22 protein-coding genes are annotated in these 24,338 nt (G+C 69.6%); 14 read left to right on the top strand and 8 right to left on the bottom strand.

Annotated features, from left to right (window positions below):
* Positions 1 to 25: 25 nt before the first annotated feature.
* Positions 26 to 1,585, bottom strand: a complete 1,560-nt coding sequence (locus AB0H36_RS23585) for a family 10 glycosylhydrolase (protein ID WP_360527121.1) — start codon at positions 1,583 to 1,585, stop codon at positions 26 to 28.
* A gap of 124 nt (positions 1,586 to 1,709) precedes the next feature.
* Between AB0H36_RS23585 and AB0H36_RS23580 the strand changes: the two genes are divergently transcribed.
* From AB0H36_RS23580 to AB0H36_RS23560, 5 genes are all read left to right on the top strand, one after another.
* On the top strand, positions 1,710 to 2,213 hold the full coding sequence (locus AB0H36_RS23580; RefSeq protein WP_360527118.1) for a GNAT family N-acetyltransferase: 504 nt from the start codon (positions 1,710 to 1,712) through the stop codon (positions 2,211 to 2,213).
* Positions 2,214 to 3,266, top strand: a complete 1,053-nt coding sequence (pseI, locus tag AB0H36_RS23575; protein WP_360527115.1) for a pseudaminic acid synthase — start codon at positions 2,214 to 2,216, stop codon at positions 3,264 to 3,266.
* A gap of 10 nt (positions 3,267 to 3,276) precedes the next feature.
* Entirely contained in the window at positions 3,277 to 3,612 is a 336-nt protein-coding gene (locus tag AB0H36_RS23570; RefSeq protein WP_360527112.1) for a hypothetical protein, read from the top strand.
* Positions 3,606 to 4,028 carry a hypothetical protein gene (locus tag AB0H36_RS23565; protein WP_360527109.1) on the top strand — a complete coding sequence of 141 codons (423 nt, stop codon included), beginning with the start codon at positions 3,606 to 3,608 and terminating at the stop codon, positions 4,026 to 4,028. Before AB0H36_RS23570 ends, AB0H36_RS23565 begins: the two co-directional genes overlap by 7 nt.
* 103 nt (positions 4,029 to 4,131) lie before the next feature.
* The gene (locus AB0H36_RS23560) at positions 4,132 to 5,523 is read left to right on the top strand and encodes a class I SAM-dependent methyltransferase (RefSeq protein ID WP_360527106.1); all 1,392 of its coding nucleotides are present in this window, start codon (positions 4,132 to 4,134) and stop codon (positions 5,521 to 5,523) included.
* Here AB0H36_RS23560 and AB0H36_RS23555 read toward each other — a convergent pair.
* From AB0H36_RS23555 to AB0H36_RS23530, 6 genes are read right to left on the bottom strand one after another with little or no spacing between them, the layout of a single operon-like run.
* On the bottom strand, positions 5,456 to 7,642 hold the full coding sequence (locus tag AB0H36_RS23555) for a glycosyltransferase (RefSeq protein ID WP_360527104.1): 2,187 nt from the start codon (positions 7,640 to 7,642) through the stop codon (positions 5,456 to 5,458). The genes AB0H36_RS23560 and AB0H36_RS23555 overlap by 68 nt on opposite strands.
* Complete coding sequence (locus AB0H36_RS23550; protein ID WP_360527102.1) at positions 7,642 to 9,297, bottom strand: hypothetical protein; 1,656 nt, start codon at positions 9,295 to 9,297, stop codon at positions 7,642 to 7,644. The genes AB0H36_RS23555 and AB0H36_RS23550 overlap by 1 nt, the downstream gene beginning before the upstream one ends.
* On the bottom strand, positions 9,290 to 10,111 hold the full coding sequence (locus AB0H36_RS23545; RefSeq protein WP_360527099.1) for a hypothetical protein: 822 nt from the start codon (positions 10,109 to 10,111) through the stop codon (positions 9,290 to 9,292). The genes AB0H36_RS23550 and AB0H36_RS23545 overlap by 8 nt, the downstream gene beginning before the upstream one ends.
* 1 nt (position 10,112) lies before the next feature.
* A complete protein-coding gene (locus tag AB0H36_RS23540; RefSeq protein WP_360527096.1) occupies positions 10,113 to 12,395 on the bottom strand; it encodes a glycosyltransferase in 2,283 nt (760 codons plus the stop codon).
* Positions 12,396 to 12,448: 53 nt separating this feature from the next.
* The gene (locus tag AB0H36_RS23535) at positions 12,449 to 13,201 is read right to left on the bottom strand and encodes an N-acetyltransferase (RefSeq protein WP_360527093.1); all 753 of its coding nucleotides are present in this window, start codon (positions 13,199 to 13,201) and stop codon (positions 12,449 to 12,451) included.
* Positions 13,202 to 13,213: 12 nt separating this feature from the next.
* Entirely contained in the window at positions 13,214 to 14,188 is a 975-nt protein-coding gene (locus tag AB0H36_RS23530) for a glycosyltransferase family 2 protein (RefSeq protein WP_360527090.1), read from the bottom strand.
* 68 nt (positions 14,189 to 14,256) lie between these two features.
* Here AB0H36_RS23530 and AB0H36_RS23525 point away from each other — a divergent pair, with 68 nt between their 5' ends.
* Positions 14,257 to 16,482, top strand: coding sequence for a hypothetical protein (locus AB0H36_RS23525; protein WP_360527087.1), 2,226 nt, complete (start codon positions 14,257 to 14,259; stop codon positions 16,480 to 16,482).
* Here the strand turns inward: AB0H36_RS23525 and AB0H36_RS23520 are convergent.
* Positions 16,475 to 17,497 (bottom strand): spore coat protein, encoded by a 1,023-nt coding sequence (locus AB0H36_RS23520; protein ID WP_360527084.1) that lies wholly within the window; start codon positions 17,495 to 17,497, stop codon positions 16,475 to 16,477. The two genes, AB0H36_RS23525 and AB0H36_RS23520, sit on opposite strands and share 8 nt — an antisense overlap.
* A 111-nt stretch (positions 17,498 to 17,608) precedes the next feature.
* Between AB0H36_RS23520 and AB0H36_RS23515 the strand changes: the two genes are divergently transcribed.
* The 8 genes from AB0H36_RS23515 (at position 17,609) to AB0H36_RS23480 (ending at position 24,318) form a co-directional block, all read left to right on the top strand.
* A complete protein-coding gene (locus AB0H36_RS23515; protein ID WP_360527081.1) occupies positions 17,609 to 17,836 on the top strand; it encodes an AbrB/MazE/SpoVT family DNA-binding domain-containing protein in 228 nt (75 codons plus the stop codon).
* Entirely contained in the window at positions 17,826 to 18,260 is a 435-nt protein-coding gene (locus tag AB0H36_RS23510; protein WP_360527078.1) for a type II toxin-antitoxin system VapC family toxin, read from the top strand. Before AB0H36_RS23515 ends, AB0H36_RS23510 begins: the two co-directional genes overlap by 11 nt.
* A gap of 121 nt (positions 18,261 to 18,381) precedes the next feature.
* Positions 18,382 to 19,362 carry a UDP-N-acetylglucosamine 4,6-dehydratase (inverting) gene (gene pseB / locus AB0H36_RS23505; RefSeq protein ID WP_360527075.1) on the top strand — a complete coding sequence of 327 codons (981 nt, stop codon included), beginning with the start codon at positions 18,382 to 18,384 and terminating at the stop codon, positions 19,360 to 19,362.
* Positions 19,362 to 20,486 carry an aminotransferase class I/II-fold pyridoxal phosphate-dependent enzyme gene (locus AB0H36_RS23500; protein WP_360527072.1) on the top strand — a complete coding sequence of 375 codons (1,125 nt, stop codon included), beginning with the start codon at positions 19,362 to 19,364 and terminating at the stop codon, positions 20,484 to 20,486. Before pseB ends, AB0H36_RS23500 begins: the two co-directional genes overlap by 1 nt.
* Before the next feature lie 10 nt (positions 20,487 to 20,496).
* On the top strand, positions 20,497 to 21,876 hold the full coding sequence (locus tag AB0H36_RS23495; RefSeq protein WP_360527069.1) for a hypothetical protein: 1,380 nt from the start codon (positions 20,497 to 20,499) through the stop codon (positions 21,874 to 21,876).
* Complete coding sequence (locus AB0H36_RS23490; protein ID WP_360527066.1) at positions 21,876 to 22,691, top strand: hypothetical protein; 816 nt, start codon at positions 21,876 to 21,878, stop codon at positions 22,689 to 22,691. The genes AB0H36_RS23495 and AB0H36_RS23490 overlap by 1 nt, the downstream gene beginning before the upstream one ends.
* On the top strand, positions 22,679 to 23,416 hold the full coding sequence (locus AB0H36_RS23485) for a glycosyltransferase family protein (protein WP_360527063.1): 738 nt from the start codon (positions 22,679 to 22,681) through the stop codon (positions 23,414 to 23,416). Before AB0H36_RS23490 ends, AB0H36_RS23485 begins: the two co-directional genes overlap by 13 nt.
* A 38-nt stretch (positions 23,417 to 23,454) precedes the next feature.
* Positions 23,455 to 24,318, top strand: a complete 864-nt coding sequence (locus AB0H36_RS23480) for a class I SAM-dependent methyltransferase (protein ID WP_360527060.1) — start codon at positions 23,455 to 23,457, stop codon at positions 24,316 to 24,318.
* The last annotated feature ends 20 nt before the right edge of the window (positions 24,319 to 24,338 follow it).

Below are 24,338 nucleotides of genomic sequence, written 5' to 3'. Positions count from 1 at the left end.
GCTCTTTAACACTACCGTTAGCAAGTCAGCGCACGACCACGGCCGGGATTGGGAGGCTTTGGTTGGCGAGGCGGTCTAGGGCTGTGACTGTGTAGAGGTAGGGCTTGCCGGGGGTTGCGGTGGGGTCTGTGTAGGTGGGAGTGCGGGTGGTGGCGATCAGGTTGCGGGCGTCGGTGTCGGGGCAGTGGTCGCCGCCGGTGAGCTCCCGGCGGTAGATGGCGTACGACGTGGTGTCGGATGACGTACGGCGCCAGGTGAGCTCGACGCCGTCAGCGGTGCGAGTGGCCCGGACGGCGTGGACGGGGAGGGGTGCGCGGGAGTCCAGGTTGCGCATGGTGGGGATGAGGGCCGGGCGGGTGTACCAGATGTTGTTGAGCAGGGTGGTCGCACCGAGGCGGTCGGCGCGGACGTCCTTCGCGGAGAAGTAGACGTCGCCCTTGACCTCTGGGACCGCGGTGTTGAAGGCCAGTTGGTCACTCAGCTCGGCCGGGTCGGACCAGTCCGGCGACTGGGTCGACGTACCGACCTTGTACGTGGCGTGGCCGATGTAGAGGTGTACGTCGGTGCCGCGCACCTGCTCGGCCCACCACGGGACGATCTTGTTGTAGTCGGCCGGCGCGAACCCGCCGGCCCAGTAGACCTGCGGGACGATGTAGTCGATCCACTCCTCGCGCACCCAGCGCCGGGTGTCGGCGGAGAGGTCGTCGTACGTCTGCACGCCGGCAGTCGTGTCAGAGCCGAGCGGGTCGGTGCCCTTGTTGCGCCAGACCGCGAACGGCGAGATGCCGAACTTCACCCACGGCTTGGCGGCCTTGATCCGCTGCTGCATCTCCTGGACGAGCAGGTCGATGTTGTTCCGCCGCCACTCGGCCAGCGTCGGGAAGCCGGCGCCGTACTCCGCGTACGTCGCCGCGTCGTCGAAGACCTGTCCGGCCACCGGGTACGGGTAGAAGTAGTCGTCGAAGTGCACGCCGTCGATGTCGTAGTTCGCGACCGCGTCCATGATCGCGTCCTCGACCAGCTTGCGGGCGGCGGGGATGCCGGGGTTGTAGTAGAGCTTCCCGCCGTACGTGACCACCCAGTCCGGGTGCTGCCGCGCCGGGTGCGTCGGGACGAGCGCGTTGATGTCCGTGCCCATCGACAGCCGGTACGGGTTGAACCAGGCGTGCAGCTCGAGGTTGCGCTTGTGCGCCTCGGCGACGGCGAAAGCGAGCGGGTCGTAGCCGGGGTCGCCGCCCTGCTTGCCGGTCAGGTACTGCGACCAGGGCTCGACCTTGGACGGCCAGAACGCGTCCGCGGTCGGGCGGACCTGCAGGATCACGGCGTTGTGGCGCTGGCGGACCGCGTCGTCCAGCCAGCCGATCAGCTCGGCCTGCTGCTGGGCCGCGGTCAGACCGGTCTTGGACGGCCAGTCGATGTTCACGACCGACGCCACCCAGCTCGCCCGGAACTGCCGGAGCGGCGTGGATGCGCTGGGCTCGCACCGGTCATGAGGTGCGGGTACGGCGGACGCCGTACCGGTCAGACCGCTCAGCAACAGACCTGCCGCCACGCCGAGGACGCCCATGACTCGCCAGACTCTCATGTCACTCTCCGACCATCTTCGCCGATGAACTCGAAAGATGTTTACACACGAAGGGCGGTGCAGAGAAGACGCTGCGCCTCGTCGAGGTGCCGAACGCCCCTCGACGAGGCGCTAGGTTAGGTGCATGCTGCGCAGCGCCACTGAACGAGATGTCGACACGATCCGGCGGCTGCGGAACCAGCAGGCCAATCGCGACGTCAGCATCACCTCGCACGAGATCGGGGCGGACGAGCACGCCGCGTGGTGGGCGAAGGCGTCCGCCGACGCCAGCCGCCGGGTGCTGATCTACGAACGCGACGGCGCGACCGCCGGGGTCGTGAACTTCTTCGACCTCGAGGGATCCACGGCCGCCTGGGGATTCTTCCTCGACGCCGACGGCCTGGCCGAGCGCGGCGAGACGCTGCCGGCGTGGATCGAGGTGATGCGCGAGGCGACGTCGTACGCGTTCGACGTGCTCGGCGTCGACCTGCTCACCGGCGAGGTGCTGGAACACAACACCGTGGTCCGGCAGATGAACCGCCGGTTCCGCTTCACCGAGGGAACGCCAGAGACCCGGTACGCCGACGGCCGCGAGCTGACCGTGATTCCGATCAGCCTGCGCAAGCAGGACCGCAGACAGGGGAAGTAGATGAGCACCACGATCGACATCGGCGGCGTGCAGGTCGGTCCGGACCACCAGCCGTTCGTCATCGCGGAGATGTCGGGCAACCACAACGCCGATCTCGAGCGGGCGAAGGACATCGTCCGGGCGGTCGCGGAGTCCGGGGCGCAGGCGCTGAAGCTGCAGACCTACACCGCGGACACGATGACGCTCGACGTCGACCTGCCCGCGTTCCGGCTGCCGTCCGAACACGAACTGTGGGCCGACGCGCGCCTGTACGACCTGTACGCCGAGGCGAACACCCCCTGGGAGTGGCACGAGCCGCTGTTCGAGCTGGCCACGTCGCTCGGCCTGGTGGCGTTCTCGTCAGCGTTCGACCAGACCGCGATCGACTTCCTGGAGAAGCTGAACGTCCCGGCGTACAAGGTCGCCTCGAACGAGATCGGCGACCTGCCGCTGGTCCGCGGGATGGCGGAGACCGGCAAGCCGATCATCATCTCGACCGGCTCGGCGACGTTGACCGACATCGACGCCGCGGTCCGCGCGGCCCGCTCGACCGGCAACGAGCAGATCATCGTGATCTCGTGCACGGCGAGCTACCCGGCGCCGCCGGAGCAGTCCAACCTGCGCGCGATCCCGGTCCTCCGCGACGCGCTCGGCGTCCAGGTCGGCCTGTCCGACCACACTATGGGCATCGGCGCAGCGATCGCGGCCGTCGCCCTCGGCGCCACCGTCATCGAGAAGCACGTCACCCTGAAGCGCGACGACGGCGGCGTCGATTCGGCCTTCTCCCTGGAGCCGGGCGAGCTCGAGTCACTCGTCGAGAACACCCGCATCGCCCAGCTGGCCCTCGGCCAGCCGATCATCGGCCCCAAACAGGCCGAGCAGAACGTCCTCCGCTTCCGCCGCTCCCTGTACGTCACCAAGGACGTCCAGGCCGGCGACCTCGTCACCCCCGAAAACGTCCGCTCCATCCGCCCCGCCGGCGGCCTCGCCCCGGACCTCCTCGCCCAGGTAACCGGCCGCCCCTTCCGCACCAACGCCCAAGCAGGCACCCCCCTCACCTGGGACCTGCTCTGAGATAGGGTTCGTGGCTCCGGCGCCGATCGTCGAGGCGGTGATGATGAAGAAGCGAGTCAGCTGGCCGACTGTCCTGACGACCTTCGTCGCGATTGCAGTGGCGGTGCTGTTCAGCTTCCTCTCCGAGATCGTCAGCGATCGCGCGGAACAGGCCTGGGGTTATCCCGTGGCGCTCACGGTGACTTCACTTGCGGCGATCCCGCTCGTCATCGGCGGGCTCGCCCTCCGGCGGAGCGTGTTCCCGCGGCAGCCACCACGCGTCTTCACCGCGGCCGACCAGGCCTGGCACGAGGCGCTCGCCGACCGCGAAGTCGTACCGGGCGGCAGCAAGGAACTCCGTTGGTGAAGCCAAGCGTGCCGAGCCGTCGCCCCGCCGGCGCCGACCCGGACGACGACTGGGCTGCCCGCCTCCCATGGCACGAGGACGCCCGCGACGCCGGCCAGGCAACGCTTCGGCGGCACGCCGCCGAGCTACGCAACGAAGCCGAACGGATCGCCCGGCGCAAGGGCGCCGCGACCGTCTCGAAGACCTTCGTGCACGAGGCCGGCGCCCACCTCGGCCTGTCCACCCCCTCGGGCGGATCCGACGTCCTGCTCGGTGTCGGCGGTCTCCTCCTCGGTATCGCCGGCGGTTTCGGTGCCGCCCTCCTGCTCACCCCGACGGAGGTGACCACGGCTCTGACCGTCATCTCCGTCATCGTGGTCGTCCTGGGAACCGCAGCCTTCGCCGTCGGGGCAACCCTCAAGATGAAACAGCGCTGAGATGTCCGGGTACTTGTTGTTTCCGGGGCGGCATCATGTGCTGACGAGGTTTCAGGCGGGGTTTCTGCAGGGGCATGCGGACGGGCGGACTGTGGTTTGGGCGGTGACTTCGGCCAATCACCACACGACCAAGCGGAATCCGGTGGGGGTGGGGCGGCGGGAGGCCGCTATCGAGCGGTTCAGTGTGGTGGAGGGGATCCGGTCAGTGGTGGTCGGGGTAGTGGACACCCGGCCGACGGACGAGTTTGCAGAGGTAACGGTCAAGGCCATCGAGGCGGGGACCGATGATCTGGTGCGGTTGACGCCGGAGAACACGGTGGTTGCGTGCTCGACGCCCGAGGTGAGCAAGCTCTACGAGCAGCTCGGGTACGACGTGATCGGCGTCGAGCCGCCCGGGGTGGCGCGGCCGTGGGACGTCCTCCTAATGATTGCCGACGGCAATGACCAGTGGCGGGAGCTCGCCCACCCGGCGACGGTGGACGTGTTCGAGCGCTACGGCCTGGACGCGCACATCGCCCGCTGCGTCAACGACCCGGTGGTCGGCGACGACGGCGGGCTGACCACGACGCGGGACTACAAGACGTACGCCGACGCCTTCGAGACCGCCGCCGACCGGAAGTGGCGGCAGATCAAGGACTTCGTGCAGCCCGGTCGCATCCTGGACATCGGCTGCGCGACCGGCGCGACCCTCCAACTCGTCGACGCGGACCCGCGCTTCCACGAGTCGGACCTGATCGGCGTCGAGGTCGCCCGGCACCTGTACGCCGAGTGCGTGCACAAGAAGGAACAGGGTCTGTTCACCAACCCCAACGTCTACTTCTACCAGCGCAACATGCTCGGCTCGGCCGTCTTCCCGGCCCGCTCGATCCACAGCACGCTCACGCTCGCCCTCACCCACGAGATCTGGTCGTACGCCGACGGCTCACGCCCTGCCACTGTCCAGCGGTTCGCCGACGCGCTCTTCGCGCACACCGCGCCCGGAGGTGTCTGGGTCAACTCCGACGTCTGCGGTCCGGCCGAGCCCGATCGTCCCGTCGTACTGCGGCTCGATGACAGCGACGGCGTCAACCCGGACGGGGTGACGGAGCTCGAGTCCCTCGACGACCCGGCGGCGTACGTCGGCAAGCTCTCCACCCGGGCCAGGTTCTTCCAGTTCGCCCACGACTTCCGGCGGAACGCCAAGGTCCCCTTCGAGTACGACGTACGCCAAGACGGGCTCGTGCTCCGGCTGGCCGACGCGATGGACTTCCTGACCCGCAAGGACTACGTCGACAACTGGCTGAGCGAGACGCACGAACAGTTCTGCGGGCTGAACTTCTCCGGTTGGTGCGCGGTCGCCGAGCAGGCCGGGTTCACCATCGACCCGGCCTCGAAGGCCTGGCGCAACGACTGGGTGATCGACAACCGCATCGCCCCCGTCGCGTCGATCACGACGCCCGACGGCGATCCGCTGGACTGGCCGGACACCCACCAACTGCTGGTCGCGCGTCGCTGACCTGGACGTGCAGCGTCCCGGCCTGCGGTCGTACGGCGAACTCGTGAGCGCCCCGCGAGATCGTCAACGGCAACCGGCTGGACAGGAACGGCTCACACTGTACGGCGTGTGACGAACCGTCCGGCACCGTCGCGAACAGAACCCACTCCGCGTCGTCGGCAGCGATCAACGCCTCGACGTCCACCACCGCCGCCCAGCCGTCGTCCGAGAAGGTCCGTCGGCACGACACGTCCACGTAGTCGTCCGAGCCGGCCAGGTACCGCCGCCAGGCGAACGTGACGTCACCCCAGTCCGGACCGCGCACGACCAACATGTCGCCAGCAGCAACCGCCGCGGTGGCGGTGGTCCGGATCGGCGACTCGTGCAGGTTGACGTACCCGCCGGTCGAACGGGTCAGCATCACCGCCCGGCCACCCTCGGCATGGGAAACCAATCGGTCACCGGCCGTCCACAGCAGCGCCTGGTCCTGCCCGGCGGGACCGCGGAGCCGGAACGCCCGCGTCGTCCGCTGGGTGAACGGGTCGTCCGGGTTCGTCTCCTCGAGGATCGGCCCGATCGGGAGCCGCGCGGTGAAGTCGCGGCCGTCGACCTCCAGCGGCACCTCGGCCTCGCCACCCGCGACCGGCCGGGTCACGAACAACGACGGCTCGTCGAACGACGACCGGCCGTGCAGCACCAGCGCGTCCGGCGTCTGCTCGACCGAAGTCAACCGGCACGGATCCGACAGCCGCCGTACGGCGAAACAACCGTCCTTCCCGGGACCCGGCTGAATCCAGCTGGTCTCGTCGATCCATGCACCGGGCGGCCACCCCGGACTGCCGGCGCGTTGCCCACGCAGCACGCCATGCCGCCGGACCCGACCGACTCGCAGACGTACGTCGAAGTGCGCCGGCCCAGCCGTGCACTTGGCGAGCAACGACTGGTCCAGGACGACCTCGAACTCGTCGACGCCGGATCGCCGTACCCGCAGCGGATAGTGCCTGTCGGCGATGACGAGCGCGATCCGCAGACTCGACGAGCCACGGTCCGTCAAGTGCCGGATCGCGGCAGTGCCCTTGATCGACAGGTTGCCGTCGACCCAGGTCACCTCGCGCACGCTCGTCGCCAGGGTCAGATCGTCTTTCGACGGCCGCCACGACTGGGGCGTCGCGTCGGACGTGGTGAGCTCACGAAGCAGTTCGACGTCGCCGGACCGGAGTGCCGCGTACTGCATCCGGTGCAGCGGCGGCGCCTCGTCGAGCACCGACTCGTCCAGCCGATCGAGCAGTTGCAGAGCCAGATCAACGAGTTGTGGCTCTTCCTGCGCGGGCACGGTTGCGAAGGCCATCAGCAGTGCGAGCAGGTCGATCTGGGTGAAGTGCGCATGTACTCCGCGGCGGATCGACGGCAGTGCGTCCTCGACCAGGTCCATGACCAGACCGGCCGAGACGACCCGGTCGCGCAGGTTGCCGAGCTGGAACTTCTGCTGGGTGATCGAGTCGCCCGACTCCCGCTCGCGCCAGTAGTACACGGGCGTGGCGAGGATGTCGACGGTGACTGCGTCGAGGTGCGCCTTGAGGGTGACCGGGTAGTCCTCGTACCGGATTGCCGGGAAGCGGTAGCCGTACTCGGTCCAGAACGAGCGTCGATAGACCTTGTTCCAGACCATCCGGTCGAGCACGAGCTCGGGCGTCTCCGACACGTGCGTGGCGAACCGGTCCTGGGTGAAGCACTGCCCGTGCAGGTACGACGGCCGGACGCCATAACTGTTGTTGAACCGCCGCGCGTTGCCGCCGGCGAAGTCCGACCCGGTCCGGTCGAGCGTCCGGACCAGCAGCCCGAAGCCGTGCCGGGTGACCAGGTCGTCGCTGTCGACGAAGGCGACGTACTCCCCGACGGCGTGGTCGGCTCCGGTGTTGCGGGCCGGACCGAGCCCGGCGTTGTCCTGCTGGACCAGCCGGAACCGCGAGTCGCGGGCGCAGTACTCCTTCGCGATCACCGCGCTGTCGTCGAGCGAGCCGTCGTCGACCAGGATCGCCTCGAAGTCGGACCAGGTCTGGCGGGCGATCGAGTGGAGGCAGTCGCCGAGGTACGCGCCGACGTTGTAGAACGGCACCACCACACTCAGGCGCGGTGTCATCAGCGTCTGCGCAGCCGGCGCGACAGCTTGCGGGCCACCACGTGCGGCCGGCGGATCTGCGCCGCGTGGAAGATCACCCGGGAGACCGCGTAGGTGCGCGATCCCCGGATCCGGGCGTGGTCCACGGTCAGCTTCTGCAGCTGGGTCCGGAGCTCACGGATCCGGTTCTCACGCGTCTTCATCGCCTTGTTGCGGAACCCGAGCGTGCGCTCGAGCCCGTAGACGTGCCCCTTCAGCTCGAACAGCTCCTGCCGCGCCCGCTGGGCGTCGGCCATCACGGTCCGTACGTCGACCGCCGCCTGCTCGCGGGTCTCGAGCGACTCGGCCAGCGCGGCCGCGATTTCCTTGCCGCGGGCAACGTGGTCGACGGACTCGGACGCGCTGTCCGACGAGGACGCCGGGAGTTGCTCCGGCGGCTCGACGCCGGACATTCCCAGCCAGGTGGCGATCAGGTCGTCGCCGATCATCCACGGCGGCCACGGGTGGCGCCGGTGCCGGCCGATCAGCCGGTCGTGGAACCGGGACCACGCGGCCGCCAGCAGGTCGGCCTTGTCGGTCGGCTCCTCGGTCGCCCAGGGCGAAACGCCGTACGCGAAGGTTTCCTCGTCGACCACGACGTCGTCCCACCGGAGCATGACGCGGGAGTCGCTGGCCCATTCGCCGAGCCGGGCAGCCAGCTTGCGGAATGCCGGCACGTCCTCGGCCGCGGCCAACCGGACCAGGACAGATTCGACGGTCACACCAGCTGGCACCTCAGCCGGTACGACGCTCGCGTCGAAACCAAACCCGTCGCCACCATCAACCGCGGTCCGCCAACGGTCGTCAGCCTTGTCGGCCGTGAGCACGGCCGGTCCGGTCTGCACGTAGAGGTCGTGGGCCGCACGCGTGCCGGAGACCGCGAGCCACCCCGTCGGCAGAGATGCCAGCAGGCCGGCCCGTGCCGCGGAGTCGACACCTTCCGCGATCGGTGAGAGGAGCGGAACGTCGACTGCCTCCAGCGCCTCGACCGCGAGCCGGGTCGGCAGCTCTCCGGGGCGGGCAGCCGCGGCGACCTCGGCGGTCACGAAGGCGCGGGAACCGAAGTCGGCGTAGATCTGCGCATCCCAGGGCAAGGCGGACCGAAGTTGCTCGACTGACACCGGACGGGTCGGGTCGTCGTGCAGCGGACGCCACTCGTCGTCGCCGTGACGCTGATCGGCCGGACGACCGTCCAGCAGGTTCAGCAGGGAGAACTCGTTCTCCAGCCCCAGTACGACGACAGCGTCGGACGAAGCGAGCGCGGCAACGGCAGCGAGGCGCTCGGTCCAGCTGAGCTCGTCGCTGTCGTACCCCAGCACCCGATCGAGACCGTCGGCCGCGACGACCACGTCGAAAGGCTCAGCCCGCAGACCGTCCAGGGCGCCCGCGACAACCTGCAGGCAGGGGCCGAAGCTCTCGCTCAGCTCCTGGGCGTCGGAGACCGAGCGGACCAGGATCGTCACGTCCGCGGAGTGCGCCAGCACCGACTCGATCAGCAGCGGCGAGTGCGGGCCGAGGATCAGGGTCCGCCGGTTCGCGGGCAGAACGCCGGCCAGCACCGCCGCCAAGGCAGGCCGCACCGTCGTGTGATCGGTCCACGGCTGCATTTCGCCGCGGACCACCTGGACCTCAGACACGTTCTCTCCAATCGAACAGCATTCGTAGCTCGGCGGCCGGCGCCATCCACAGCTTGCCGAGTTCCAGGTCGGTGGTCGCCCGGGCGGCCTCGAGGTCGATCGACTTGCCGAGCATCTCCGGCCAGAGCCGCTCGATCCGGCCCTGCCCGCCGAACAGCGGGTTCTCGCCTTCCATCTCCATCGGGTCGCCGTACACGGCCGGTTCGCAGCCGGCCGCGACGCCGTAGAAGATGGCCGTCGACAACCGGTTGGCGGCGACCCGCTTGTGCCGCCGGAGCTCGTCCAGCTGCTTGAACAGGAAGCGCCGGTCGGTGCCCTCGTAGGAGAACCCGCGCCGGCCGAACGACACCACGCGGAAGCCTGCGTCCTCGTAGTACCGCCGTACCTCCGGACGCTCGTACTCCGTGTAGTACAAGGAGAAGGTGACCGGGCCGGGCTCGGTCTCGCGGATCTCGTCGATCAGTCGCTGGTGGTCGCCGTGGATCTTGCCGCCCTCCCACCCGTGGAACAGGAACCACAGCGTGCCCTCGCGCTCGACCGGCTCGGCCTCCTGCTCCAGCTCCAGCAGGTAGAGGAAGGGCGCGCCGATGCTGTGGTAGTTCCGCCGGCCGAGGGCATGCCCGCGCCGACGGGGCGCGTCGCTCCAGGTGAACCGCCAGGCGCCGTCGTAGAACTCGTGCACCGGGTTCCAGCCGCAGCCGATGTTCCAGCCGTGCTGCAGGTAGCCGCGCAGCCGGGGCGGGTGGTCGAAGTCGAAGCCCGCGTAGCGCGCCAGGATGTGGGCCTGGCCGTAGTAGTGATTGTGGTGATGCATGTCAGCGGACCTCCACGTGCAACGTGCCGGCGTGCGGTCGTACGGCGAGCGCGTGCCGGCCGGCCGCGATCGTCAACGGCAAGCGGCTGCACAGGAACGGCTCGCACTGCACGGCATGCGACCGGCTGTCGGGCCTGGTCGCGAACAGGATCCAGTCCGCCAGCGAGGCCAGCGGGTCGACGGAGACCTTGACCGCCGCGGCCGGGATCAACGCGTCGATCTCCACAGCGGCAGACCACCCATCGACGGCCAAGGTACGGCGGCATGCCACGTCGACGTGGTCGTCGGAGTCGGGCAGGTAGCGCCGCCAGCTGAAGGCGACGTCGCCGCCGTCGACACCGCGCACCACCAAGCTGTTGCCGTCAGCAACCGCAAGGGTGGCCGTCGTTCGGATCGGCGACTCGTGCAGATTCACGTACCCGCCGGTGGACCGGGTCAGCGTGACCACTCGGCCGTCGCTGGTCTGGGAGACCGCGGACTCACCTGCCGTCCACAGCAACACCCGCTGCTCCCCGCCGGGACCACGGAGCCGCAGCACCCGCGTCGTACGCTGCCCGAACGGGTCGTCCGGATTGGCCTGCGCCAGCAGGTCCTGCATCGCCAGCCGGGCGGTGAAGTCGCGACCTTCGACCTCCAGTGGCACTTGTTCCTCGCCACCGACCACCGGCCGGATCACGAACAACGACGGGTCGCCGAACGACGAGCGACCGTGCAGGACGAGCGCATCCGGCGTCCGTTCGACTGACGTCAACCGGCAGGGATCCGTGAGCCGCCGTACGGCGAAGCAGCCACCCTTCCCGGGTCCAGGCTGAATCCAGCTGGTCTCGTCGATCCACGCTCCCGGCGACCACCCGGGACTCCCCGGTCCCTGCCCACCGAGCACGCCCCGCCGATGCCGCCTCCCGGACTGCATCCGGACGTCGAAGTGCGCAGGCGTCCCTGTGCAGGCCGCGAGCAGCTCACGGTCGAGCAGCACCTCGAACCCGACCAGTGTGGTGTCGCCGTGCAGGTCCAGCGCGTCGTACCGCCGTACCTCGAGCGGGTGCGGCACGTCCTCGATGACCAGCGAGATTTGCAGGGTCGACCCAGGCTCCGTCTCCAGGTGCCGGATCTCCGCCGTACCCTGCACCGACAGCCGGCCGTCGACCCAGGCCACCCGACGCACACTCGTCGCGAGCGTGAGATCCCGGTCCGCCACCCGGTACAGCTCCTGCGGTACGGCGGCCGTCCGCAGGCCCGGGTAGTTGTAGTCGAGCTGCCGTGGCCGCCGCGGCCGGGGCACTGCCCGCGCACCGCCGCGCAGACCGCCACCGTTGCGGAAGAGCGCGAGCTGCCGGAGCAGATCGACGTCACCGGTCCGGAGGGCTGCGTGCTGGATCCGGTCGTAGCGGTGGGTGGCCGACAGGACCGAGTCGTCGAGGCGGTCGAGCAGCTCACGGGACAGGTCGACCAGGTGCTGCTCCTCCTCGGCCGGCACCGAGCCGAACGCGGACAGCAGGGTGAGCAGGTCGATCTGGGCCAGGTGTGCGTGCACCCGGCGGCGGACCAGCGGCAGGGCGTCCTCGACCAGGTCCATCACCATCCCCGCCGAGACGACCCGGTCGCGGATGTTGCCGAGCTGGAACTTCTGCTGGGTGATCGACTCGCCCGACTCGCGCTCGCGCCAGTAGTAGACCGACTGGGTGATCGTGTCCACAGTCACCGCGTCCAGGTGCGCCTTGAGCGCGACCGGATAGTCCTCGTAGCGGATCGCCGGGAAGCGGTAGCCGTACTCGGTCCAGAACGAGCGCCGGTAGACCTTGTTCCACAGCATCCGGTCCAGAACCAGGTCGGGGAACTCCGACACGTGGGTGGCGTGCCGGACGCGCGCGAAGGGCTGCCGGTGCAGCCAGGACGGCCGGACGCCGAAGCTGTTGTTGAACCGGCGCGCGTTGCCGCCGGCAAAGTCCGAGCCGGTCCGGTCCAGGGTCCGGATCAGCGCCGCGAACCCGTACCGCGCGACCAAGTCGTCGCCGTCGACGAAGGCCAGGTACTCGCCGGTCGCCTCCCGGATCCCGGTGTCGCGGGCCGGTCCCGGGCCGGCGTTCTCCTGCTGGACCAGCCGGAACCGGGCGTCGCGGGCGCAGAACTCCTTCGCGACCACCGCGCTGTCGTCCGGGGAACCGTCGTCCACCAGGATCGCCTCGAAGTCGGTCCAGGCCTGCCGGGCGATCGAGTCCAGGCAGTCCTCGAGGTACTCACCGACGTTGTAGAAGGGCACCACCACGCTCAGCCGCGGCGTCACTCCGGCAATACTCCCCTCGGCGGTCGCTCAGTGGGTGCCCCCCAAAGCACTCTCTACGAAGCCGCAACGAGGTGAACGGTCAGAAGGTTATGCACGGGCTCGAATCCGTAGCGGGCCCAGACGCGCTGGATGCCGGTGTGGTGTGACTGAGTCGACACCACCAACCGCCGGGTCGTGCACGAGTCCTCAATCGCCGCGAGCAGGTGACCGTACCGACCGCGGCCCTGCTCGGCGGGTACGACGCCGGCCAACTGAATCTCGGTCCACGAGCGCTGCTGGTCGATCGAGCCCAGCGCGAGCACGCGCCGGTCCGGCCCGCGCAGTACGACGGCGCCCACGGCGGCGACCCGGCGCCGGGCCCACTCCTGCCGGCCGGCCAGTGCCAGCCCGCGGTCGAACATCGGGTTGGCGCAGTAGTGGTTGCCCGAGTCGCCGAAGACGTCCGCGACCAGGTCGTCCAGCATCATGACATCGGCCGACGGCTCCACCCGTGCCGTGAACCCGGCCAGCGGCGCCGGCCGGCGGCCCTTGCCGACCGGGAGGGCCCAGTAGGTGACGGTGTCAGCGAGCAGCGCCCGCCGCGGTCCGCGCGCCAGCGCGGCGAACCAGGTGTTCTCGCGGGCCGGGTAGCGCAGCACGACCATGTCGGCCGTCGACTTCTCGACCGCGGCCAGCACCTCGGCGAGCGGCGTGCCGGCCGAGGCGGACACGGACATCCGGTCGATCGAGACCCCGAACCGTTTCGCCGCGTCCACGGACGGCCGCACGGTCAACTCACCGGCCTCGAGCGCGTCGTACCAACTCATAGGCCAGGGAGCTTAGTCGTTGTCCTCTGAGAAGGTGTGGTGGCCCGAGTCGTCGAGGCTGTCGTAGCCGACGAGGAACTGCGGGCGGCGCTGGCTCGACTGGAACAGGCGGGCGACGTACTCACCCAACAGGCCCAGACACAGCAACTGGATCGCGCCGATCACACTCACCGCGAGCACGGTCGAGGTCCAGCCCGGAATGCTGCGACCGGTCAGCTTGATGATCAACGCACCGACCACGAACAGCCCCGACATCGCGCCACCGAGCAACCCCAGCCAGGTCGCCAGCCGCAGCGGCGCCGCCGAGAACGCGGTCACACTGTCGAACGCCAACCGCAGCATCTTCGACAGGTTGTACTTCGTCGTCCCGGCCGCCCGCTCCGCCCGGACGTACCTCACCTCGGCGCTGGGGAATCCGAGCCATGGGATCACCAGCCGGAACACCCGGCCGTCCTCGGGCAGCGCGTTGACGGCATCGACCACCCGGCGCGACACGAGCCGGAAGTCGGCCGCGTCGAACGGGATGTCCTTGCCGACCAACCGGCACATCAGCCGGTAGTACAACCGGGCAGTGGTTCGTTTCGGCCACGAATCACTCGACCGGTCCGCGCGCACGCCGTACACCACATCGACGTCCTCGTCCCGGGCCACCTTGAGGAAATCCGCGATCACCTCCGGCGGGTCCTGCAGGTCGGCGTCGATCGTCACGACGAACTCACCGCGGGCCCGCCGGAAGCCGGCGGACTGCGCGGCCTGATGACCGCTGTTCCGGAGCAGCCGCACGACTCGCAGCTGCGGCCACGCCTCCGCCGCCTGCAGCAAGAGATCGGCCGTCCGGTCCCGGCTGCCGTCGTCGACCACCAACAACTCGTAGGAGATCCCGAGGCCGTCCAGCAGCGGATGCATCCGCTCGAAGAAGATCGGCAGCACCTCCTCCTCGTCGTACATCGGTACGACGACGGAGAGCGCCAGGGCCTCGGTTCGCATGACTCGGACACTACTCGTGGTGACGCTCCGCGTTCGTGACATGACAGGTTTCACATTAGTGTTACGACATGCGCGCGAAAGCGAGGCGGCGGGGACCGCGAACGGCGGGGCCTTCCTTCTCGGGCCTCCTCGCGGGCCTGGCCGTCCTGGTGCTGGCGGTCGTGCTGCTGTTCCAGCACTCGACGCTCACCGAGGTCGGGCGGTTCGTGCTGTTCACCGGGCTCGGGATCGCGTTGCCCGGGTTCGCGCTGTGGCGGCTGGTCGGCGGTTACGCGCGCAATCTGGTCGAGGACTTCGCGGCCGGGTTCGCGGTCGGGACCGCGGGCCAGATCGTGGTCTACCTGGCCAGCGCGTCGATCGGGCTGCAGGCGTGGTCGTGGGTCTGGGCGCCGGTCGTGCTGCTGATCACGTTCGCGGACAGCGACGTGCGGGCGCGGGTGTGGCGCCGGGTCGACCAGCCGGTCCGGCCGCTGCAGGCCTGGCTGCTCGCGGCGGCGACCGCAGTAGTCGTTCTGATCGTCTACCGCCGCGGTCCAAGTCAGTTCCTGCCCGCGTACACCGACCCGCTGCGGTCGTACCCGGACCTCGCGTTCCAACAGGCGCTGGCTGCGAGCGCGAAGTACGACGTACCGATCTCGACGCTGTGGCTGGGCGGCGACCCGATGAAGTACCACTCGTTTTTCCACCAGGCGACGGCTGCGACGGCGTGGGCGACGCGGATCGACCTGACCGACCTGATCCACTCGCTGACCTGGTTGCCGCTGTTCCTCGCCGGCTGCGGGCTCGTGTTCGCGTTGACCACCCGGTTCACCCCGACCGCCGAGTCCGGCGCGACCTGGGCCGGGCCGCTCGCCGTACTCGTCGCCGGTCTCGGTGGGACCCTGCAGCCACTGGACGACGTCGGCCTGGGCGGGGTCTCGACCGGGGTGGCGGCGTACCTGAGTCCGACGCAGAACCTCGGCGTGCTGATCGCGCTGGCGCTCTGCCTCGTGGCCGTCGACCTGCTGCGGGCGGACCGGCCACGCAGCCGCTGGGTGCTCCTGGTCCTGCTCGCGCTGGTCGCGGCCGGCGCGAAGTCGACGATTCTGCCGCTGCTGGGTTTCGGGTTCGGCTTCGCGTTCGTGCACCTGGCGATGACGCGGCGCAGCACGCGTACGGCGTTCTGGGGCGGCCTGCTGTCGTTGGGGCTCTTCCTGGCCGCGCTGGTGGTGATCTTCGGAGGCAGCACGTGGGGCACGGAGATCAAGCCGTTCCAGACGTTCGTGCAGCTGGCGCCGTACCCGATGCTCGTGGCGGAGCCGCATGCGCAACTGCTGTCTGCTGCGACGACCTTGCTGAGCTGGGGACTCGCAGCGTCCGGGCTGCTGTTCCTCGGTCGGAAATGGAGTGATCCGGCCACGGTGTTCCTGGTCGGCTTCGCGTTCGCCGGATTGCTGGGCACGCTGCTGACGACCCAGTCGGGGATCAGCCAGCTGTACTTCGTGCGGACAGCCTTTCCGGTGGTCGCCGTACTCGCGTGTGTCGGCCTGGCCAACCTGGTGGGGCGGCTTGGCGATCGGCGCGGCGTCGTACTCGTGGGTGCTGCTGGGCTGTGTGGCCTGGTGGCGTTGGGGTACGCGCGTCTGGAGTCCACTGAGCTGCCTGGGATCAAGGGGCCGTGGCTATGGACGACTGCTGCGCTCGTCGCAGTCGCTGTGGTGATTGCCCTTGCCTGGAAGGTGTTGCGGCGGCCGGGCAACGTTCTGGTCGCCTTCCTGGCGTCCGGAGTCGCTGCGAGCATGGTCGGCGCGGCGCTTGTCCCGTTACAGGCATTCGGCTCGCAGAAGGCGTCGGACCTGGTCTTCGCGCACCCCAGCCGAGGCGGAGCGACCGCGGCCGAGGCCGGAGCGGCGCGCTGGCTGCGCCGGAACAGCGAACCGGGTGACCTGGTGGCGACGAACGCGCACTGCATCATCCAGCGCAACGTGCTGTGCGACAGCCGGCACTTCTGGATCGCAGCGCTCTCCGAGCGGCCGGTGCTGATCGAAGGCTGGTCCTACTCCAACCAGGCCAACCGGATCGCGCTCACCACCGACTCGAACCCGAGCCTGATCCCGTACTGGAACCGCGCGGAACTCGCCGCCAACGACGCCGCCTTCACGGCGTCCAATCCGGCGGCGATCGAGCGGCTGCGCAACGTCGGAGTCCGCTGGCTGTACGCCGACAACCGGGCCGGGAAGGTGTCGCCCGCGTTGCGCAACTACGTCCGGCTCCGGCACGCCACCTTGGACGCGACCATCTACGAGATCAGGTGAGCGCCAGCAGCGCGTCGGCCACCCGCGTGCGACCGTTGCCGTCGACAAGCTCCCAGCCGGCCGCCGCCAGCCGGGCTCGCTCGGCCGGATCGGTGAGCAGGCGCTTGAGTACGGCGGCCGCCGCGGACGGATCGGCCTTCAGGTCGGACAGGACGCCGACTCCGGCCGCCGTACCAGTAGCGACGGCACGCTCGTAGCCCATCACCTGGTTGTCCACGACGCACACGAGCCCGGCCGTCGCACCGAGACACAGGAGCTCCCAGGTCGACGTACCCGACGCACTGATGGTCAGGTCGGCCTCGCGCACCGCGGCAGCCAACTGGTCCGTCGGTCCGATGACTGCGACACCCTGCTGCGGACCGAGCTCGACCGCAGCGATCTGGTCCGCAAGCTCCGGCCGGGGCGCGACCACAGTGGCCTCGAACGGTACGCCGGTCGCCGCCAGCGCCTGTACGACGTACGGACCGGCGCCGAACGCGTCCGTCCCGCCGAAGAACGCGAACACCTTCGGTACGGCAACCGGCCGCAACGCAGGGGGTTCGAGCGGGCGGAGGGCGAGGATCTCGTCGCGGATCATCACGTAGGTCAGTCCCGCCAGCCTGGTGCTGCTGGCGGGCAGCTGCGGACGGTCCAGCTCGGCAGCGAGGTTCTGGTCCACCAGCACGTCCGCATCGGCGCCACGGAGGTCACCATCGACGATCGCGAGCGTGGGAACGCCGGTCGCGCGGACAGCCGGATACACGGCCGCGTCCAAGTCGTAGGAGTCGAAGACGAGGGCGTCCAGCCGAAGCCGCGCGATCAGGTCGGTGTGCTCTGCCGGCGTCCAGACCGCCGGCTCCACCGCGATCCCCCGGGCCGCGATCTGCGCCTCGGCCCACGGCACCGTGTGCGCGTCGCAGACGAAGATCACCTCGAGCCCACGCCGCAGGAGCTCCTCCGCCAGCGCCAGGCACCGCATCACGTGCCCGATCCCCCGCCCCGGCCCCACATCACACCGAACCCCGACGCGCTCCACGCCCCCGACCGTATCGGCTGCATACCCGGTTTCCGGCCCCGGCCCGGGGTGAGAAGTGGCACTTGGGGATATCATGTAATACGTAGGACGCGTACTACGTGGGAGGCTACGATGCGACTGAACAGCAAGGGCCAGGTGACCATCCCGGCCGAGCTCCGGCGCAAGCACCATCTCCACGAGGGGGACGAAGTGACAGTGATCGAGGCGGACGACGGACTCCGGATCGTCCGGGTGGCCGACGCGGAGACCCGCGGTCAGCGGCTGGTGCGGGAGATGCGCGGCCGGGCGACGACCGAGATGAGCACCGAGGAGCTGATGGAGCTCCTGCGTGGCGACTGAGCCCCAACCGGTCGTGCTGGTCGACACCTGCGTGCTGCTCGACATCCTGACCGACGACCGGGAGTGGGGCGACTGGTCCGCGACCGCGGTCGCCCGGGCGCGCGACGAGGGCGACCTGGCGATCAACCCGATCATCTACGCCGAGGTGTGCGCGGGGTTCGACCGGATCGAGGACGTCGACGCCGCGCTCCCGGTGCTGGACTTCCGCCGCGAGCCGTTGCCCTACCACGCCGGCTTCCTCGCCGCGCACGCCTTCGTGACCTACCGGCGGCGGGGCGGCGCGAAGACCTCGCCGCTGCCCGACTTCTACATCGGCGCGCACGCGGCAGTGCAGCGCTACCGCCTGATCACGCGGGACACCAGGCCGTTCCGGACGTACTTCCCGAGGGTCGAGCTGATCACCCCCAATCAAGCGATCTCTTGACCTCGCGCTGAGACGCGGGATTGAGAGGGGCTCGAACCGGGCAGCTATTGTTCGTGTCTGCACTGCGCGTGCTGCCATCAGAACTGTCCGTCGGAACTGTCCGTCAGAAGGGTCCGCCGACGTGTCCATCCTCACCGGCTCCGACATCCTCGTCACCGGCGGCACCGGTTCCTTCGGCCGGGCGTTCGTCGGGCACGCACTCGACCGGCTGAACCCGCGCCGGATCATCGTGTTCAGCCGGGACGAGCTGAAGCAGTGGGAGGTCCGGCAGCTGTTCGGCGACGATCCGCGGCTGCGGTTCTTCCTCGGTGACGTCCGGGACCGGTCCCGCCTGCTACGGGCCATGCACCGGGTCGACTACGTCGTCCACGCGGCCGCGCTGAAGCAGGTCGACAGCGGTGAGTACAACCCGTGGGAGTTCGTCCAGACCAACGTGATCGGTTCGCAGAACGTCATCGAGGCGGCCATCGACTCCGGGGTGAAGCGGGTCGTCGCGCTGTCCACCGACAAGGCGTCCAGCCCGATCAACCTGTACGGCGCGACCAAGCTGACCGCTGACAAGCTGTTCATCAACGGCAACCACTACGCGGCGGCGTACGACACCCGGTTCAGCGTGGTCCGGTACGGCAACGTGATGGGCAGCCGGGGCTCGATCATCCCGAAGTTCAAGGCGCTGCACGCGGCCGGCGACTCGCTGCCGATCACCGACCTGCGTTGCACCCGGTTCCTGATCACGCTGCCGCAGGCGGTCGAGTTCGTGGTCGACTCGTTCGAGCTGATGACCGGCGGCGAGCTGTACGTGCCGCGGATCCCGTCGATGAAGGTCACCGACCTGGCCGAGGCGATCGCGCCCGGCGCGAAGATGCACGACGTCGGCCTGCGCCCGGGCGAGAAGCTGCACGAGGAGATGATCAGCCCGGAGGAGGGCCGGCGCGCGCTCGCGATCGGCAACCGGTTCGTGCTGCAGCCCGACCTGGCCACCTGGGGCTATCTGCCGCCGTCGGACGGGATCCCGGTGCCGGACGGGTTCCACTACGCCTCGGACACCAACGACCAGTGGTACTCGATCGACGAGATCCGCAAGATCCTCGAGAGTGACTGATGTTGCCCTACGGACGGCAGTCCATCTCCGACGAGGACATCGAGGCGGTCACCGCCGTACTGCGTGGGGACTGGCTGACCACCGGGCCAGCGGTCACGGCGTTCGAGAACGCGGTCTCCGAGCTGACCGGCGGGCATCGCGTCGTCAGCTGTACGTCGGGGACGGCCGCGCTGCACATCGCGTACGCCGCCCTCGGCGTCGGGCCGGGCGACGAGGTCGTCACCACGCCGATGACGTTCGTCGCGACGGCATCGACCGCCGCGATGCTCGGTGCTTCCGTGGTCTTCGCCGATGTCGACGCGGACACCGCGCTGATCGACCCCGTGGCGGTCGAGGCGGCGGTGACCGAGCGGACGAAGGTGGTTGCTGCCGTCGACTACGCCGGCCAGGCGGCGGACTATGCGGCCCTGCAGCCGATTGCCGATCGCGTCGGCGCCCGCACGCTGGCGGACGCGGCGCACTCGATCGGCGGCAGCGCCGACGGCCGTCCGGTCGGTGACCTGGCCGACGTGACCACGGTGTCCTTCTTCCCGACCAAGAACCTGACCACCGGCGAAGGCGGCGCGGTGGTCTGCAAGGACCCGTCGATCGGTCAACGGGCCCACGAGTTCCACTTCATCGGCCTGGTCCGCGATCCGGACCGGTTCCAGATCACCGACGAGGGACCTTGGCACCAGGAGGTCCACGAGTACGGCGTGAACTACCGGCTCACCGACGTCGCCAGCGCTCTCGGCCTGTCGCAACTCCGGCGGCTGGCCGGATTCAAACGCCGCCGCGCCGAGATCACCGCGCGGTACAACGAGGCGCTGCGCGACGTCGACGGCCTGCGGACCCCGGTTCAGCGCGAGGGTGTGGACCCCGCCTGGCACCTCTACCCGGTCCGCGTCCTCGGCGGGCGCCGGCGCGAGGTGTTCGAGGGCATGCGCGCCGCCGGAATCGGTGTCCAGGTGAACTACATCCCCGTCTACTGGCACCCGGTCTTCGCGCAGCAGGGCTACCGCCGCGGCCTCTGCCCGAACGCCGAGGCGTTCTACGCCGAGGAACTGTCCCTCCCACTCTTCCCGGACCTGGCCGACAGCGACGTCGACCGGGTGATCGAGACCTTGGTGAAGCTGGTTAGTTAACGTGTTCGATGTGACCCGATCGATTCTGGTCGGCGGTGAGATGCTCAACTGGTCGGATCTGCACCCGGTCGACGCTCGCCCCGCAGCCGCCGGACCCGCCGCCGCGGCGCTGCTCACTGCCGCCCTCCACCCCGGTGACTCCGTGCTGGTCGCCGGGCCGCACGCCCTTGACCTGCTCACCGGAATCGCCGGCCAGGTGACGTCTGTCGACGTCCTGGTCCGATCCGCGCCGGACGCCGAGGAGATCGCCGAACTCCTCGCCGACACCAAAGGCGACGTGCACTGCGGCTCCCTCGACCGCTTCAACACCGACGAGACGTACGACGTCGTCGTCGCGCTGGACGGACTCGAACGGCTCGTCGGCCCCGACACTGCCACGCTGACCTGGGCGAATGCGCTCACCGCACTGTCGGACCGGCTCACGCCACAGGGCCGCCTGCTCCTCGGAGCCACGAACTCCTTCGGTATCGAGCGTTTGATCCAGCCCGGCATCGCCGCCGCGATCCCGCGCAACGAGGACTGGGGTCGCGATGTCGCCGACAGCGCCCCCGCCGGCCTCAAGCCGCTGCAGGCAGCACTGAGCGCCACGGGCATCACCAAGACCTACGCGGTGTTCCCGTCGTTGATCGAGTCCCAGGTCGCGCTCGTGGCCGTCGGGGGCTTGGCCGCCGTCACCGCCGCCCGGACCGTTGCCGCACGCAACGCGGGCCCGACGCTGATGGATCCCTACCGACTCGTGCTCGACGCGGCCGACGCCGGCCTGACGTTCGAGCTCGCACCAGCCTGGTACTTCGTCACCGGCGACCTGCCCGCCACGCTCCCGGCCGACGTGGTCCCCTCCGGTCCAGGCGTGCTGCTCGAGGAACACCTGCTGGCCGCCCTCCGCATGGACGATCAGGCGACCCTGCGCCGGATCATCCCCGAGTACGTTGCCTGGCTCGACGCCGGCGGCAACGGCTCCCCGGACAACGTGATTCTCGACGGGTCGTCGTACCGGCTGTTCGGGGAGGCGCAGGAGCTCGACGTCGTCGGGCATCTGGCACGCTTCGCCCGTCGTACGCTGGAAAGTGGCTCGCGGCAACCATGGCCGGCCGGCGGCACTGTGCACGAGCTGACGGCACGGCTCGCCTCGATGGCCGGAATCACTGTGCCTGAAGAGCTCCCGGAGTCCATCGAGGTGGTCCGCCCGCTCGGCAGCGCTGAGCAACTGGCGACGGTCGCGCGGCTGTCCGAGGAGCTGGCCGCCTCCAGCGCGCGGGCGATCCTGTTCGAGGGCACGGTCAGCGGGATCCGCCGGTCGCTCCCCTACCGGGTCGGTCACGCGGTGCTGAACCCGGCCCGGGTGGTCCGCCGCCGGGTCCGCCGGGTGCTGCGGAAGGTACGGCGCTGATGCATCACGCCAACCACTTCTACGGCCACGCCAACATCATGGCGTCGTACGCCGGACTCGCGAAGCCGCCGCGGATCTGGGGATACCTCCAGCACGGCTGGAACATCCTGGACGGGTTCGCCCACGGCACCGCGTTCGCGCCGGGGATGCCGAAGTACGTCTGGTCCGACAGCGTCCGGCGGCGCGGCCACTCGATGGGCCTGCGCAACTACGCCGTGATCGGCTCGGTCTGGCTGTACCTGCTCAAGGTGCACCCCGAGCTGGCCACGCCCGCGAAGCGGGCCGAGGGCACCATCTTCTACCCGTTCCACGGCTGGGAAGGCCAGCACGTGCTCGGCGACCACGGCCGGATCGTTGCCTCGATCAACGAGCACGAGACCGGTCCGGTGACGGTCTGCCTGTACTGGAACGAGTTCGAGAAACCCGCGATCCGAAACGTCTACAAGGATGCCGGGTTCCGGGTCATCACCCACGGCTACCGTGGGCTGCACTGGCGCCGTACCGACGCCAAGTTCCTGGTCAAGCAACTGCGCGAGCTCCGCAAACATCGGCGCGTCGCCTCCAACCGGCTCAGCTCCGCCGTCCTGTACGGCGCCTCGCTCGGCCTGCAGCCCGGGGTCTACGGTGACCCGATGGTGCTGGAGAACGAACACCCCTCGTTCGGCGGCCAAGCCCGGATCAAGCGACTCTGGCCCGAGCTGGACCAGCCATTCGTCCCCCTCGCGACCGCCCGCGAGTTCACCGACACCGAGCTGGGAGTCGACCACGTCGCCTGCCCGGCCGAGATCCGGGAGATGTTCCGGTGGAATTCCTGAAGATTGCCGTTGTCACGCAGGCGCGAGCGACCAGCACCCGGCTGCCGGCCAAGGTGCTGCTCGAAGCGGGCGGCCGGACCTACCTCGAGCACCACGTCGACCGGCTGCGCCGGACCGGGCTTCCGGTGATCGTGGCAACGACCACGAATGCCAACGACGACCCGATCGTCCGGCTGTCCGAGCGCGCCGGGATCCCGTACTTCCGCGGCAGCGAGGACGACGTGCTCAGCCGGTTCGCCGGCGCGGCCCGCGAGTACGGGCTGGACGGCGTGGTCCGGGTGACGTCGGACTGCCCGCTGATCGACCCGGAGATCGTTGCCAACGGCGTCGAACGGTTCCGGGCCGAGGGCGACGAGAGCGTCTACCTGTCGAACTGCCTCGAGCGCACCCACCCGCGCGGGATGGACTACGAGGTGTTCTCCGCGGCCCGGCTGTTCGAGGCGGACGAGCGGGCGACGCTCCAGGTCGACCGTGAGCACGTCACGCCGTACCTGCACCAGAACCGGGCCGGCGACGTCCGGCTGGTGAGCCTGCCGTGGGCGGGCGGCGGCGCGCAGTACCGGCTCACGCTGGACACCGAGGACGACCGGAAGTTGCTCAGCGCCCTGATCGAGGACTTCGCCGCGGACAAGCTGAACTGCGCCGAACTGGTCGCGCTGCTGGACTCGCAGCCGGAACTGGCCACGCTCAACGCACACATCGAGCAGAAGAAGCTCGGCGAGTGACAGCGCAGCAGCCTGCTGCTACGGCATGATTTACGGTGATGACCACCGATGATCCAGCACCCGCGCCGTCGACCGGCCAGGACCCGCCGAACGGCGGCGCCGGCACCGACGGCGGCCGGGCCATGGACGCGGCCCGGGCCAAGTCGTTCGGCGCCGTCGCGGCCGCGTACGACGCGGCCCGGCCGACGTTTCCCGCCGAGGCGCTGACCTGGATCCTCGGTCCCGGCCGGCTGCAGATCCTGGACCTCGGCGCCGGCACCGGGAAGCTGGCCGCGGTCGCGGCCGGGCTCGGCCACGACGTGGTCGCGGTCGACCCGTCCGAGGAGATGCTCTCGATCTGCCGCCGCCGGCCCGGGATCGACACGATGGTCGGCGCCGCCGAGTCGATCCCGCTCGCGCACGCCTCGGTCGACGCGGTGATCGTCGGCCAGGCGTTCCACTGGTTCGACCACGCCCGTGCGCTGCCCGAGATCGCCCGGGTGCTGCGGCCGAACGGTGTCCTCGGCCTGCTCTGGAACGACGCCGACCGGGTGGTCCCCTGGGTCCGGCGGCTGGACCGCGCGATCATGGGCGACGACTTCGGCGGCGACCAGTTCGACCCGGTGCCCATCCTGCTGCAGTCGGACCTGTTCGGGGGCGTGGAGACGGCCCGGTTCCGGCACTGGCAGGACCTGGATCGCGCCGGGCTGCGGCAACTCGCGCTGTCACACTCCCGGGTCGCCATCCTCACCGAGTCCCGCCGCGAGTCCGTGCTCGACCAGATCAACGCCATCTACGACAACACAGCGCGACCGCCGGAGCCGCTGCGGATGCCGTACTTCACCGGTTGTTACCGAACTCGCCCTAGTGACCTGGCGAACTACCGCCGTACTCTCGACGCCCCGGTGGCACCGCACCTCTGAAGTCCCGCGAAACGTTTTGG

Source organism: Kribbella sp. NPDC050820, assembly GCF_040653975.1.
Taxonomy (GTDB): Bacteria; Actinomycetota; Actinomycetes; order Propionibacteriales; family Kribbellaceae; genus Kribbella.
Note: the sequence above shows the minus strand (reverse complement) of the source record. Positions and strands in the feature narration are given on the sequence as shown.